Here is a 13,783-nt window from a genome sequence, read left to right as displayed (position 1 = left end):
CGGCGGCGCTACCGCGGCTGCACTCTCGCGGCCAGAGCCCGGCGGCGCTACCGCGGCTGCACCCTCGCGGCCAGAGTCCGTCGGAGCTACCGTGGCGGCCCCCTCGCGGCCAGAGTTCGTCACCGGCTGTTGGTCTGGCGATCAGTGTCGCGTAGCAACCCGATCATCGGGGCTCCCTATAGAGGGCGGTATGCGATGCACTGTGTTCGGGACGGGATACCTCGGCGCCACCCACGCCGTCGGAATGGCCGAGCTCGGTCACGACGTGATCGGCGTCGACATCGATCCCGGCAAGATCGCCAAACTCGGCGGCGGGGACGTGCCGTTCTATGAACCCGGACTGCGGGAGATGCTGCAGCGCAACATCTCCGCCGGACGGCTGCGGTTCACCACCGACTACGCGGAGGCGGCCGAATTCGCCGATGTGCACTTCCTGGGCGTGGGCACGCCGCAGAAGAAGGGCGAGTACGCCGCTGACCTGCGCCACGTCTACGCCGTGGTCGACGCCCTCGTCCCGCAGCTGCGCCGTGACGCGGTGATCATCGGCAAGTCCACCGTCCCGGTGGGCACCGCCGCCGCCCTGGGCGCGCACGCCCGAGATCTGGCGCCGGCCGGGGTGACGGTGGAGGTGGCGTGGAACCCGGAGTTCCTGCGCGAGGGTTTCGCCGTCCACGACACACTGCACCCCGACCGCATCGTGCTCGGCGTGCAACGCGACTCGAGACTGGCTGAGGAGGCGGTCCGCGACCTCTACGCGGCGCTGCTGGCCGACGGGGTGCCGTTCCTGCTCACCGACCTGCAGACCGCCGAGCTGGTCAAGGTCTCCGCCAATGCTTTTCTGGCGACCAAGATCTCGTTCATCAACGCGATCTCGGAGGTGTGTGAAGCCGTCGACGCCGACGTCACGCTGCTGGCCGACGCGCTGGGTTACGACGCGCGTATCGGTCGCCGCTTCCTCAACGCCGGCCTCGGGTTCGGGGGCGGTTGCCTGCCCAAGGACATCCGCGCATTCATGGCCCGCGCCGGCGAACTGGGCGCCAACCATGCGCTGACGTTCCTGCGCGAAGTGGACAGCATCAACATGCGCCGGCGCACCCGGATGGTGGAGTTGACCACGAAAGCGTGTGGTGGCTCGCTGCTGGGCGCCAACATCGCCGTGCTGGGTGCCGCGTTCAAGCCCGAGTCCGACGACGTGCGCGACTCGCCGGCTCTCAACGTCGCCGGCATGCTGCAACTCAACGGGGCCACCGTCAACGTCTACGACCCCAAGGCGATGGACAACTCCCGCACCGTGTTTCCGACGCTGACCTATGCCACCTCCGCCGTGGAGGCCTGCGACCGGGCCGACGCGGTGCTGGTGCTCACCGAATGGGCGGAGTTCGTCGGCCTCGACCCGGCCGCGCTGGCCGACACCGTGCGGGCGAAAGTCGTTGTCGACGGCCGCAACTGCCTCGACGTGGCGCGCTGGTTGCAGGCCGGCTGGCGGGTGTACGCGCTGGGCCGCTCCATCGGGGAACCGTCCGCGGCGTAGCGTCGCGGCATGACCGTCTACGCGCTGAACCTGTTCGACGTCGCCGACCGCGACGAGTACCTGGCCTATTCGAAGCGCTCGCCGGCCGAGGTCGCCAAGCACGGCGGTCGGGTTGTCGCGCTGGGCAAGTTCCGCGAATCCATGACCGGCGACATCGAACCGCGCACCGTGCTGATCCTGGTCGAGTGGGACTCCAAGGACGCGTTCGACAGCTACTGCAACGACCCCGAGCTGGCCGACCTTCACGCCCACCGCGAGAACGGGTCGTCGTCCTACATCTGGCACCTGTTCGATCGCTTGGACGACTTGCGTCCCGTGCTTAAGCTCGAGTGATGGCAGCTGATCGATTTCGCCAGCGCATCCGCTGGGTGGCTCTGCACGGGGTGATCCGCGGCCTGTCCAAGTTCGCGATGCGGCGCAGCGGCGACCCGCAGGCCCGGCTCATCGCCGACCCGCAGGTGCGCGCGGATCCGGCCGCGTTCGCCGACGAACTGCGCGCCCACGGGCCCGTCGTCCGGTGCCGCGCGGTGCTGATGACCGTCGACCACCAGGTGGCCAACGAGCTGCTGCGCTCCGACGACTTCCGGGTCTCGTCGCTCGGCGCCGGTCTGCCGGCGCCGCTGCGCTGGATCAACGAGAAGACGAATCCGGGGCTGCTGCATCCGATCGAGCCGCCGTCGCTGCTGTCGATCGAGCCGCCCGACCACACCCGCTGCCGCAAACTGGTGTCCTCGGTGTTCACCACGCGGGCGGTCAATGCGCTGCGCGACCGCGTGCAGCAGACCGCCGACGAGCTGCTCGACAGGCTGGCCGACGAGTCCGGGGACGACGTGGTCGACATCGTCGAGCGGTACTGTTCGCAGCTTCCGGTGGCGGTGATCAGCGACATCCTCGGCGTGCCGGAAAGCGACCGCCAGCACATCCTGCGGTTCGGGGAACTTGGTGCCCCCAGCCTGGACATCGGGTTGTCCTGGCAGCAGTACATGCAGGTCCATGAGGGGCTGGTCGGCTTCAACACCTGGCTGACCGGCCATCTGGAACGCCTGCGCCGCAACCCGGGCGACGACCTGATGAGCCAGCTGATCCAGGCCAGCCAGGCCTCCGACGAGGCCGCCCGGCTGTCGGAGCGCGAGCTGCAGGCCACCGCGGGCCTGGTGCTGGCCGCCGGCTTCGAGACCACCGTGAACCTCCTCGGCAACGGGATCCGGATGCTGCTGGACACCCCCGAGCACCTCGATACGCTGGCCGCCCGCCCGGAGCTGTGGCCGACGGCGGTCGAGGAGATCCTGCGGCTGGACTCCCCGGTGCAGATGAGTGCCCGCTTCGCGCGCCGGGACGTCGAGGTGGCCGGGACCCCGATCGAGCGCGGTGAGCTCGTCATCATCTATCTGGCCGGCGCCAACCGCGACCCCCAGGTGTTCGCCGACCCGCACCGCTTCGACATCGAACGCGACAACGCCGGTAAGCATCTGTCGTTCTCCGGCGGCCGGCACTTCTGCCTCGGGGCGGCGCTGGCCCGCGCCGAGGGTGAGGTCGGCCTGCGCACGTTCTTCGAGCGCTACCCGGACGCCCGGCTGGCCGGGGCGGGCAGCCGCCGCGACACCCGGGTGCTGCGGGGATGGTCGACATTGCCGATCAGGCTCGGCGCGGCCCGTGCCGCGATAGGTTCGTGAGGTGGATTTTCGGGCAGCGCTGCTCGAGCAGACTCGGGCGTTCGGAGACCTGATCAGGTCGGGTGACCGGGACACCCCGGTGCCGACGTGCGGCGACTGGACCCTGGAGAAGTTGTTCCGCCACGTCGGGCGCGGGAACCGCTGGGCCGCCCAGATCATCATCGAGCGCCGCAACGAGCCCCTGGATCCCCGCGACGTTCCCGACGGGCGCCCGCCGGACGATCGCGACGCGGCTGCCCAGTGGCTCGACAGCGGTGCGCAGATGGTCCTCGACGCCGTCGACCGGGTGGGTTCCGACACCCGGGTGTGGACCTTCCTCGGCCCGCGCCCGGCAGGCTGGTGGATCCGGCGGCGCCTGCACGAAGCGACCGTGCACCGCGCCGACGCCGCGATGGCGCTCGGCACGGACTACGACCTGGACCCGGAGTTGGCCGGTGATGCGCTGAGCGAGTGGATCGAGCGGACCTGCGTCGACCGCCGGCATCCACCGCGGCTGGACCGCGGTCAGTCCATCCACCTGCACGCCACCGAGGAAGCGCTCGGGCCGACGGGCGAGTGGACCATCGTCCACGACGAGGACGGCGTCGGATGGTCGCACAGCCACAGCAAGGGCAGTGTCGCGTTGCGTGGCCCCGTCACCGAGCTGCTGCTGGCGACCGTGCGGCGCAAGACCGCGGCCGAGGCCGGGCTGCAGGTGTTCGGCGACACCGCGGTGTGGGACGCCTGGCTGGCCAGCACGCCCTATTGAGCCGCCTATGCTCCGAGCATGACCACTTCCGAGATGGCCACCGTCCTTGCCTGGCACGACGCGCTGAACGCCGGTGACGTCGACACCCTGCTGTCGCTGTCCAGCGACGACATCGAGATCGGCGACCCGCACGGTGCCGCCCAGGGCCACCAGGCTCTGCGGGACTGGGCGGAGAAGCTCGACTACAAGCTCGAACCCGGCCGGGTCTACGTCCACGACGGGGTCGTCGTCGTCGAGCAGCGCGTCGTGTCGGTCACCGGCGAGGCCGGTCCGGGAGCGTCGGCGTTCCGGGTGGTCCACGACCATGTCACGTCGATGTTCCGGCACGACGACCTCGACGCCGCCCTGGCCGCCACCGAGCTGACCGATGAGGACCTCGTGAGCTGATGCGCGGCCTCATCCTGGCCGGCGGGTCGGGCACCCGGCTGTATCCGATCACGCGGGGAGTCAGCAAGCAGCTGCTGCCCGTGTACGACAAGCCGCTGATCTACTACCCGTTGTGCACGCTGATGATGGCCGGCATCCGCGACATCCAGGTGATCACCACCGCGCATGACGCGCCGGCATTTCATCGGCTGCTCGGCGACGGTTCGGCGTTCGGCATCCACCTGAGCTACGCGGTGCAGGACCAGCCCGACGGGCTGGCCCAGGCGTTCGTCATCGGCGCCGACCACATCGGCACCGACTCGGTGGCACTTGTGCTGGGCGACAACATCTTCTACGGGCCCGGCCTCGGCACGGGCCTGCGCCGGTTCCACAGCGTCTCCGGCGGTGCGATCTTCGCGTACTGGGTCGCCAACCCGTCGGCCTACGGTGTCGTCGACTTCGCCCCCGACGGCACCGCGCTGTCGCTGGAGGAGAAGCCCGCCACGCCCAAGTCCCACTACGCCGTGCCGGGCCTGTACTTCTACGACAACGACGTGATCGAGATCGCCCGCGCGCTGGGCAAATCCGCGCGCGGTGAGTACGAGATCACCGAGATCAACCAGACCTACCTGGACCAGGGCCGACTGTCGGTGGAGGTGCTCGCGCGCGGCACCGCCTGGCTCGACACCGGCACCTTCGACTCCCTCTTGGACGCAGGCGATTTCGTGCGCACGATCGAACGCCGGCAGGGGCTGAAGATCAGCGTGCCCGAGGAGGTCGCCTGGCGGGTCGGGTTCATCGACGACGACGCGCTGGCCGCGCGGGCCCAGACCCTGCTGAAGTCGGGCTACGGGCAGTACCTGCTGGACCTGCTGGAGCGTTGAGGCTCAGGGCAACCCGGGTGCCGGATGCCGACGGGTGAGGTCAGGTACTGCGCTGCGGGGTCGCCAGAATCGCGGCGATGCCGGTGGTCAGCGGCACCGACAGCGCCAAGGCGATACCGCCGACCGCCGATCGGGCGATCTCGATGGCCACACTCTCGCTGGTCAGCACGTCACCCAGCGACCGGTTGGCCACGCTGAACAGCAGCAGCAGCGGCAGGGCGCTGCCGGCGTAGGCGAGGACCAGCGTGTACACGGTGCTGGCGATGTGGTCGCGGCCCACCCGCATCGCGCCGACGAACACGTCCCGCCGGTCGGCGCCGTCACCGAGGGCCGCGAGCTCGAACACCGTCGACGCCTGGGTGACGGTGACGTCGTTGAGCACGCCGAGGGAGCCGATGATGAACCCGGCCAGCAGGAGCCCGGTGATCGACACGTTGCCCAGATAGGCCGCGACCTCGTTGTTGGTGTCCTCCGACAACCCGGTCAGATGCGCCAGTTCGATGGCGCCCCAGGACAACGCCGCGGCCAGCAGCAGCGACGCCAGCGTGCCGAGCAGAGCCGCGCTGGTGCGCAGACTGACGCCGTGGGCCAGGTAGATCACCGCGTACAGGATTGCCGCCGAGGCGACCAGCGCCACCGGGACGGCGGGCGCCCCGTCCCGCAGCGCCGGCAGCAGGAACACCACCAGCACCCCGAACGCGACGACGATGCCGACCAGGGCGCGGAACCCGCGCCACCGGGCCACCGCGACGACGACCACCGCGAAGACAGCGGCCAGCGCGATCAACGGCCAGGTGCGCTCGTAGTCGTAGAACGCGTAGGTGGTGGTGCCGAGGTCGTCGACCTGCCTGCTGATGCGGATGTCGTCGCCGGCGGCCAGGCGGGGCTGGCCGGGTCCGCCGCCGAACTCCAGCAGGGTCCGGGCGCCCTGGTTGGGGCCCGACTCGATGGCCACCACGGTGTGCACGCAGGTGGTGGCGCTGTCCTGCGGGGCGGGCAGGGGATCGGCGGTCAGTACCGCGCCGGCCGACGGGCTGCCGCACGGTTCGGTGCCGCTGGACAGCACGCGACCCGACTCCGTGGTCACCGCCGCGCCCGTGGCGTTCTGGAACGGCAGCGGGATGTCGGCCTTGCCGCCGCTGGGCCACAGCAGCGCCGCGCCGAGGAGCACTGCCACCCCGGTGGCCACCAGCAGGCCGACGACGACCTTGGCCGCCAGCGGCCCGACCGGCGAGGGACCGCTCAGCGAGTGCGAGTGAGAGTGCGAGTGCGCCACCCGGACAGGGTAGAGGTCGCGCCCCGCCGCGCCCGCGGGTGTGAACCTGCGCCGAGCGTGACGGTAGGTTCACGCTCGGCGCTCACCGTCGCCGTGGGTTCACGTTCGGCGCTTGCGGAACCGCCGCTACTGGCGGTAGCTGACCAGGAAGTTGCCCAGCCGCTCGATGGCGTTGGCCAGGTCGCGCGACCACGGCAGCGTCACGATCCGCAGATGGTCGGGGGTGGGCCAGTTGAACCCGGTGCCCTGGGTGACCAGGATTTTCTCCTGCAGCAGCAGATCCAGCACCAGCTGCTCATCGTCGACGACGTCGTAGACCTCGGGATCGAGGCGGGGGAACGCGTACAGCGCGCCCTCGGGTTTTACGCACGACACCCCGGGGATCTCGTTGAGCTTCTCCCACGCCACATCGCGCTGCTCGAGCAACCGGCCACCCGGCAGCACCAGGTCCTCGATGCTCTGGTGGCCGCCGAGCGCCACCTGGATGGCGTGCTGTGCAGGCACATTCGGGCACAGCCGCATGTTGGCCAGCAGGCTGATGCCCTCGATGAAACTGGTGGCATTCTCTTTGGGGCCGGTGATGACCAGCCACCCCGACCGGTAGCCGGCCACCCGGTAGGCCTTGGACAGGCCGTTGAAGGTCAGCGTCAGTACGTCGGGCGCCACCGACGCCATCGCGATGTGCTCGGCGTCGTCGTAGAGGATCTTGTCGTAGATCTCGTCGGCCAGCAGCATCAGTTCGTGCTTGCGGGCCAGGTCGGCGATCTGGGTGAGCACCTCGCGGCTGTACACCGCCCCGGTCGGGTTGTTCGGGTTGATCACGACGATCGCCTTGGTGCGGTCGGTGATCTTGGACTCCAGGTCCGCGATGTCGGGCTGCCAGCCCTGGGTCTCGTCGCACAGGTAGTGCACCGGGGTGCCGCCGGCCAGCGACGTCGACGCCGTCCACAGCGGATAGTCCGGCGCCGGGATCAGCACCTGGTCGCCGTTGTCCAGCAATGCCTGCAGCGTCATCGTGATCAGCTCGGAGACCCCGTTGCCGAGGTAGACATCGTCGATGTCGAAGCGGGGAAACCCGTCGACGAGTTCGTAGCGGGTGAACACCGCGCGGCGCGCGCTGACGATGCCCTTGGAATCCGAATAGCCCTGCGCATAGGGCAGTGCCTGGATGATGTCGCGCATGATCACATCGGGCGCCTCGAACCCGAACGGCGCCGGGTTGCCGATGTTCAGCTTCAGGATGCGGTGGCCCTCGGCCTCCAGCCGGGAGGCGTGCTCGTGCACCGGACCGCGGATCTCGTAGAGAACGTCCTGCAACTTGCTCGACTGCGTGAACACACGCTGGCGCGCGTGATGGCCGCTGCTCGCCTGCCACGGCGCCGGTTGGGTAGTCACGTCGACAATTCTCCCACGGTTGTCGACGTGTTTTTGCCGGTGGCCCACACCGGCGCTAGCGGTAGGACACCGACAGGTTGGTGTACTCGACCCAGGCGCGCTGGAACTCCTGCGGGCTGAGCACCGTCTCCAGATGGGCCCCGACCGGCTGGAACAGCGCGGGATCCAGCAATGCCAGCGCCGTCGACTGGTCCCAGAACATGGTCCGCCCGCCGTAGCCGGACTGCTCCCACGTGTCGAGTGCCCACGTCGCCGAATCGTCGAGCAAGATCTGCCGGAGGTAGCCGGGCAGGCCCGTCGGCGCCAGCTGCCGCGCCATCGCCAGCGTGGGCCCGTAGACGCGGCCTTCGCAGCCGGGCTTGTTCGGGGTGGTGTCGCAGTCGGTGCGCGGCACGTCGACGAAGACGTGGTCCAGACCGGGTAGCTGCCGGTCGAAGACCTGTTCGCAGGAGTGGCGGTCGTAGACGCAGTTGAAGGATTCGCCCGCCTCGAGCTCCGCATCACCGGCCGGCGGCCGGCCCGTGATGACGACCCGCCCGATCTTGGACCGGATCGCCGGGCTGTAGCGGGCGAACGACGAGAACGGGCCCAGGATCAGCACATCCACCTGTGCGCACCCGGCGACCGAATCGCTCACCCGTCGTACCTCGTCGTCGGGGGCGGCGGGCGGCAGGGCGACGGGCAGGGCGTTGTTCACGCGGCTCATCAGGGCCCGGTAGTCGAGGACGTAGTCGCCGAAGGTGGCGGCGATGTCCGCCTCGGGCCGCTCGGTGGCCGCGCCGACGATGACCGGGACATCGCGCTGGCCGGGGTGATCGATCAGGTGCTCGACCGCCGGGGCGCCCAGGGCGGGCACCGTGTATCCCTCGGTGGCGACGACGGCCGCGACGTGGCGGGCTCCGATCACGGTCGGGATCGTCATCATGTCGTCGATGTCGAAGTCGGTGTCGATCAGGACACAGCTGTCGACCGGGGGTTCGGGCCCGGGGGCGGGGGCTTGCGCGTCCGCGGGGACCGCGGCGAAGAACACTGCGGCCGAGAACACCGGGGCTGACAACACCGGGGCTGAAAACAGCGAGGCCGCCGTCGCGAACGCGACGGCGGCCAGGCGAGTCAACTGACCTACCGCTTGCCCGGGCGGCGGGCGCCCTTGGCGATGCCGAGGCCCTTCACCGGCGGCTCGTCGCCGACGATTCGAGCCTCGCCGTTACCGGAACCGTGTGACGCCGTGGTCTCCGGCTCCGAGTCGGCCGTCGGCGCGGCCGGGGACTCGTCGGCCGGGGATTCCTCGGCAGCAGACTCCTCGGGCTCAGGCTCCGGCGTGGGCTCTGCCTCGGGGGCCGAGCTGGTCGACGAGGCCTTCTTCGCGCCGGGTCGACGTGCACCCGGGGCGATCCCCAGGCCCTTGACCTCGGGTTCCGGCGTGGCGTCGAGCCCGCGGTCGGAGTCGGCGCTGTCGGGCGCTTCGGTGCCCGCCTCGACGTTGTCGGGGTCGACGTTCGGCGGCTGCACGACCGTCGGCTCGCCCTCGTTGGGCGAGACCTTGGCCGCCGGGGCCTTCTTCGCACCGGGCCGGCGCGCACCTGACGCGATGCCGAGCCCCTTGACCTCGGGCTCCGGCTTGGCCTCTGTCTGAGCTTCGGCCTGAGCTTCGGCAGGCTCCGCGGCAGCTGTCTCGGCCTTGGCCGGGGCGGCCTTCTTGGCGCCGGGTCGCTTGGCGCCCCCGGCGATACCGAGGCCTTTGACCTCGGGTTCCTTGGCCGGCGCAGCGGTCGTCTCTGCGGATGCCTCAGCCTTGGCGGGAGCGGCCTTCTTCGCGCCCGGTCGCTTGGCGCCGCCGGCGATGCCCAGCCCCTTGGCGGGGGCGGCGGCCGGAGCCTCGGCCTTGTCCTCCGGTGCCGCGGTCTTCTTGGCGCCGGGTCGCTTGGCGCCCCCGGCCATCCCGAGTCCGGTGACCGGCTTGGATTCGGCCGGAGCCGTGTCGGCCTTCGCCGTCGGCTCGGGCGCCTCGCCGGATTCCGGCTCCGCCTTCGCCGGTGCTGCCGGTGCCTCGGCGGCGACCCGCGCCGCACGCTCCTCGGCTTCCTTGGCCGCCGTGCCCTTCTCGGGCAGCGTGACGCTGCCCTTGTCGAGCGATCCCAGCAGCAGCTGGGCCACGTCGAGCACCTCGGGCTTCTCGACGTCGCGGGTGGCCGCCACATCGTCGACGCCGTCGGTCATCATGACGCGGCAGAACGGGCAGCCGGTGGCGATCGCCGACGCGCCGGTGTCGACCGCTTCTTCGGAGCGTTCCACGTTGACGCGTTTGCCGATGTGCTCTTCCATCCACATGCGCGCACCGCCGGCGCCGCAGCACAGACCGCGGTCGGCGTGGCGCGGCATCTCGGTCAGCTTCGCGCCCGACGCGCCGATCAGCTCGCGCGGTGCCGAGTACTCCTTGTTGTGGCGGCCCAGGTAGCACGGGTCGTGGTAGGTGATGTCCATGCCGTTCTCGGAGGACTTCACCGGGATCAGCTTCTTGTCGCGGATCAGCCGGTTTAGCAGCTGGGTGTGGTGCAGCACCGTGTAGTTGCCGCCCAGCTGCGGATATTCGCGGCCGAGGGTGTTGAAGCAGTGCGGGCAGGTCACGACGACCTTGCGGTCGACACGCTCGACACCTTCGAACAGGTCGTTGAGCGTCTCGACGTTCTGGGCGGCGAGCTGCTGGAACAGGAACTCGTTGCCCGAGCGCCGCGCGGAGTCGCCGTTGCAGGTCTCGCCCTCGCCGAGCACCAGATACTTGACGCCCGCGGTGGCCAGCAGTTCGGCGACCGCCTTGGTGGTCTTCTTGGCGCGATCCTCGAAGGCGCCGGCGCAGCCCACCCAGAACAGGTACTCGTAGCCCTCGAACGAGTCGACGTCCTTGCCGAAGACCGGCACGTCGAAATCGACCTCGTCGATCCAGTTGGTGCGGTCCTTGGCGTTCTGGCCCCAGGGGTTGCCCTTGGTCTCCAGGTTCTTGAACAGCACGCCGAGCTCGCCCGGGAACTCGGATTCCATCATCACCTGGTAGCGGCGCATGTCGACGATGTGGTCGATGTGCTCGATGTCGACCGGGCACTGCTCGACGCAGGCGCCGCAGGTGGTGCAGGACCACAACACGTCGGGGTCGATGACGCCCAGTTGTTCGGCGCTGCCGACCAGTGGCCGGGCGGCCTGCTCAGGTCCGGAACCCATCACCCGTTCGAATCCGGACTCGGGGACGTGGTGTTCCTCGTCGTGCTCGGTCCCGACCAACCCGCCCTGGGCCGACTCCAGTGCCTTGGCCAGTGTCTCTTCGTCAGGCTCAGGCTTCTCGCCGAGGAAGTACGGCGCCTTGGCGAACATGTGGTCGCGCAGGTTCATGATCACGAGCTTGGGCGACAGCGGCTTGCCGGTGTTCCACGCCGGGCACTGTGACTGGCAGCGTCCGCACTCGGTGCAGGTGGTGAAGTCGAGATAGCCCTTCCAGGTGAAGTCCTCGATCTTGCCGCGGCCCAGCACCGCGTCCTCGGCGGGATCCTCGAAGTCGACGATCTCGCCCTTGGACTCCACCGGCAGCAGCGGGCCCAGACCGTCGGGCATCCGCTTGAAGGTGACGTTGATCGGAGCCAGGCCGATGTGCAGGTGCTTGGAGTGCAGCACGATCAGCAGGAAGACCAGCATGATCGCGATGTGGGCGAGCAGCGCCAGCGTCTCGATCCACACGTTGGCCGTGTAGCCCAGCGGACCCATGATCCAGCCCATGAACTGGGAGAAGAACGCGCCGTTGCCGTACGGCAGCGCGTCGGTGTTGACCGCAGCGCCGCGGACCAGCGCGTAGGTCCAGATGACGTTGAAGATCATGAACAGGATCAGCCACGCGCCGCCGGTGTGGGAACCGTAGAAGCGGGACTCGCGGCCCAGCTTCTTGGGCTCACGGGTGAGGCGGATGATCGCGAACGTGATGATGCCGAGCAGCACGGCCACGGCGAAGAAGTCCTGCAGGAAGCCCAGAGCGTCCCAGCGGCCGATGAGCGGGATGTGGAAGTCGTGGTCGAACAGCAGGCCGAACGCCTCGAGGTAGACCGACGCCAGGATGAAGAAGCCCCACATCGTGAAGAAGTGGGCGATACCGGGGATCGACCACTTCAGCAGCCGGGTTTGCCCGAAGACCTCTTCGAATTGCGTCGTGATCCGCTTGCGGAGGTCGTCCTTGCGGTTGTTGGACTCGCTCATCGGCTGACCCGACCGGATGAGTTTCGTCAGCCACAGCACTCGCTTGACCGCGAAAACGCCCACGATCGCGGTCATCAGGACCCCGACGACGATCCTGATCAGCATCTGCGTATCCACACGCGCCTCCGGTTTCGTGGTTACCCGTCGGTAACTTAGTCAAAGTTACCGGTGAGTAACTTTAGCTCGGTGCCTGCTCATAGTTGCATCCTGGCGGGAAAGCCCGCTACGAAGGCTGACCTAACTAACCGGTTAGGTGGGATCCGAGCCGGCCGGCGCGGTGTCCAGCAGGGCGCGCAGCATCGACAGCATCTCCGACCGTGACTCCGCGCCGAGCCGCCGCCGGATGCGGGCGACGTGGTGCTCGACGGTCTTTGCCGAAATGAGCAGTTGGCTGCCGATATCCCGATAGGGGCGACCGAGAAGCAGTAGCTCGGCCACCTCGCGCTCGCGGTCGGACAGCGTGGGCGCGGCCGGCCGCACGACCTCGCCGCGACGGGGACCGGCCGACGGGCGTTCCGACAGGGCGGACTCGTCGGCGGCGATGGTGTGTTTGAGGTCACGCGCCAGCTGCAGCATCGCCCCCGACACCCGGGCGTCGGGTGAGTGCAGCGCGGCCTGGCTGGCCAGCCGGGTCGCCTCCCACGTCAGCCCGAACTGGCAGAGGGTGCGGGCCGCGGCCGTGACGTCGTCGGTGTCCACGCGCTGGGCCAGCACCCGCAACCAGGTGCGACCGGCCGTGGCGAGGGCCCGTGCGTAGGTGCTCCCGGCGGCGGCGGAGGTCAAGGCCTGGCCGTACGGGGCGACCGCTTCCGGGGTGTTGGCCAGGATCCCGGCGTGCACCCCGGCCCACTGCAGGGGCACCGACCACAGCGCGGGGTTCCCCAGTGATTCCAGGGCGGCGAACACCTCGCGTACGGGATGCTCGACACGGTCCTGGCGGCGCAACAGCACCGCAGCCACCCACAGTTCACCGACCGGCAGTACCGAGAACACGTCGACCGAGCACTCGACGAGAACCTCCATCGCCGCGTGCCAGTGCGTGTGCAGCGCTCCGCTGTCTCCGGCACGGCGAGCGATCGCGGTGTTCAACGCGTGCGCCCACAGCGCGTCGCGTCGGGGCACCGGGCCGTCGGGGGCATTCAACACCGCACGGGCGTCGGTGCCGGCGGCGCGCAGTTGACCGTCCTGCATCCGCAACCACCCCTGCAGCAGCCGATGCCGGTGGCTGTAGGCGCGGCCGTGGGCGCTGCCGCTGAGCTCAGGGCCTGCCGGACCGTCCCCGTGCAGCGCGCGCGCCAGAACGCTGCGCGCCCGCACCGGATCCCCGCCGTGCAGCGCGGCCAGCGCGGCCACCGCTGCCGCACTGTCCACCCCGATCGGCATCTGGTCCGCATCGACGCCCGACGCGTGGCCCAGAACCGACACCACCTCGAGATACGGCCGGTCGACCGAGGCGAGAACGCCGTCACCGAGGCAGCGCGCCGCCCTGGACGCCGAGGTGGGCGGTCCCTGCGCGCGCCCGCCGAACGCCGACCGGGCCAGCTCCAGGTCGCCGACGGCGACGCCGGCCAGGACCCCGCTGACCGCGACGACCGGATCGGGCTGCGGGCCCAGCCAGCGGTACAGGTCGGCTGCCTGAGCCATGGCCCCGTCGTGAGCGGCCGCCGCGGCGGC

At 69.8% G+C, this 13,783-nt stretch carries 11 protein-coding genes; 6 read left to right on the top strand and 5 right to left on the bottom strand.

Annotation, left to right across the window (positions count from 1 at the left end; genetic code table 11):
- Positions 1-190: 190 nt before the first annotated feature.
- The 6 genes from J3476_RS24190 to rfbA are packed head-to-tail and all read left to right on the top strand — an operon-like array spanning position 191 to position 5,202.
- Positions 191-1,531 carry a UDP-glucose/GDP-mannose dehydrogenase family protein gene (locus J3476_RS24190; RefSeq protein ID WP_207068862.1) on the top strand — a complete coding sequence of 447 codons (1,341 nt, stop codon included), beginning with the start codon at positions 191-193 and terminating at the stop codon, positions 1,529-1,531.
- 9 nt (positions 1,532-1,540) lie between these two features.
- Positions 1,541-1,864 carry a DUF1330 domain-containing protein gene (locus tag J3476_RS24185; protein WP_207068861.1) on the top strand — a complete coding sequence of 108 codons (324 nt, stop codon included), beginning with the start codon at positions 1,541-1,543 and terminating at the stop codon, positions 1,862-1,864.
- Positions 1,864-3,204, top strand: coding sequence for a cytochrome P450 (locus J3476_RS24180; RefSeq protein WP_207068860.1), 1,341 nt, complete (start codon positions 1,864-1,866; stop codon positions 3,202-3,204). Before J3476_RS24185 ends, J3476_RS24180 begins: the two co-directional genes overlap by 1 nt.
- Position 3,205: 1 nt before the next feature.
- Positions 3,206-3,952, top strand: coding sequence for a maleylpyruvate isomerase family mycothiol-dependent enzyme (locus tag J3476_RS24175; RefSeq protein ID WP_207068859.1), 747 nt, complete (start codon positions 3,206-3,208; stop codon positions 3,950-3,952).
- An 18-nt stretch (positions 3,953-3,970) separates the two neighbouring features.
- A complete protein-coding gene (locus J3476_RS24170; RefSeq protein WP_152515169.1) occupies positions 3,971-4,339 on the top strand; it encodes a nuclear transport factor 2 family protein in 369 nt (122 codons plus the stop codon).
- Positions 4,339-5,202, top strand: coding sequence for a glucose-1-phosphate thymidylyltransferase RfbA (gene rfbA / locus J3476_RS24165; RefSeq protein WP_207068858.1), 864 nt, complete (start codon positions 4,339-4,341; stop codon positions 5,200-5,202). The genes J3476_RS24170 and rfbA overlap by 1 nt, the downstream gene beginning before the upstream one ends.
- A gap of 40 nt (positions 5,203-5,242) precedes the next feature.
- Here the strand turns inward: rfbA and J3476_RS24160 are convergent, their stop codons facing one another.
- The 5 genes from J3476_RS24160 to J3476_RS24140 all read right to left on the bottom strand — a co-directional run.
- Complete coding sequence (locus J3476_RS24160; RefSeq protein WP_207068857.1) at positions 5,243-6,478, bottom strand: YibE/F family protein; 1,236 nt, start codon at positions 6,476-6,478, stop codon at positions 5,243-5,245.
- Between the two features lie 126 nt (positions 6,479-6,604).
- Complete coding sequence (locus tag J3476_RS24155) at positions 6,605-7,921, bottom strand: pyridoxal phosphate-dependent aminotransferase (RefSeq protein ID WP_207068856.1); 1,317 nt, start codon at positions 7,919-7,921, stop codon at positions 6,605-6,607.
- 7 nt (positions 7,922-7,928) lie between these two features.
- Complete coding sequence (locus J3476_RS24150) at positions 7,929-8,990, bottom strand: nucleoside hydrolase (protein WP_207068855.1); 1,062 nt, start codon at positions 8,988-8,990, stop codon at positions 7,929-7,931.
- Between the two features lie 5 nt (positions 8,991-8,995).
- Complete coding sequence (locus J3476_RS24145; protein WP_207068854.1) at positions 8,996-12,226, bottom strand: heterodisulfide reductase-related iron-sulfur binding cluster; 3,231 nt, start codon at positions 12,224-12,226, stop codon at positions 8,996-8,998.
- Positions 12,227-12,358: 132 nt separating this feature from the next.
- On the bottom strand, positions 12,359-13,783 hold a 1,425-nt coding region (locus J3476_RS24140), incomplete at its 5' end, for a LuxR C-terminal-related transcriptional regulator (RefSeq protein WP_286183640.1).

It is taken from the genome of Mycobacterium sp. PO1, from assembly GCF_017312405.1.
Taxonomy (GTDB): Bacteria; Actinomycetota; Actinomycetes; order Mycobacteriales; family Mycobacteriaceae; genus Mycobacterium.
Note: the sequence above shows the minus strand (reverse complement) of the source record. Positions and strands in the feature narration are given on the sequence as shown.

Excerpts from the sequence above, each read along its gene's own strand:
- rfbA (WP_207068858.1), top strand. The coding sequence starts at position 4,339 with ATGCGCGGCCTCATCCTGGCCGGCGGGTCGGGCACCCGGCTGTATCCG.
- J3476_RS24170 (WP_152515169.1), top strand. The coding sequence starts at position 3,971 with ATGACCACTTCCGAGATGGCCACCGTCCTTGCCTGGCACGACGCGCTG.
- J3476_RS24190 (WP_207068862.1), top strand. The coding sequence starts at position 191 with ATGCGATGCACTGTGTTCGGGACGGGATACCTCGGCGCCACCCACGCC.
- J3476_RS24185 (WP_207068861.1), top strand. The coding sequence starts at position 1,541 with ATGACCGTCTACGCGCTGAACCTGTTCGACGTCGCCGACCGCGACGAG.
- J3476_RS24180 (WP_207068860.1), top strand. The coding sequence starts at position 1,864 with ATGGCAGCTGATCGATTTCGCCAGCGCATCCGCTGGGTGGCTCTGCAC.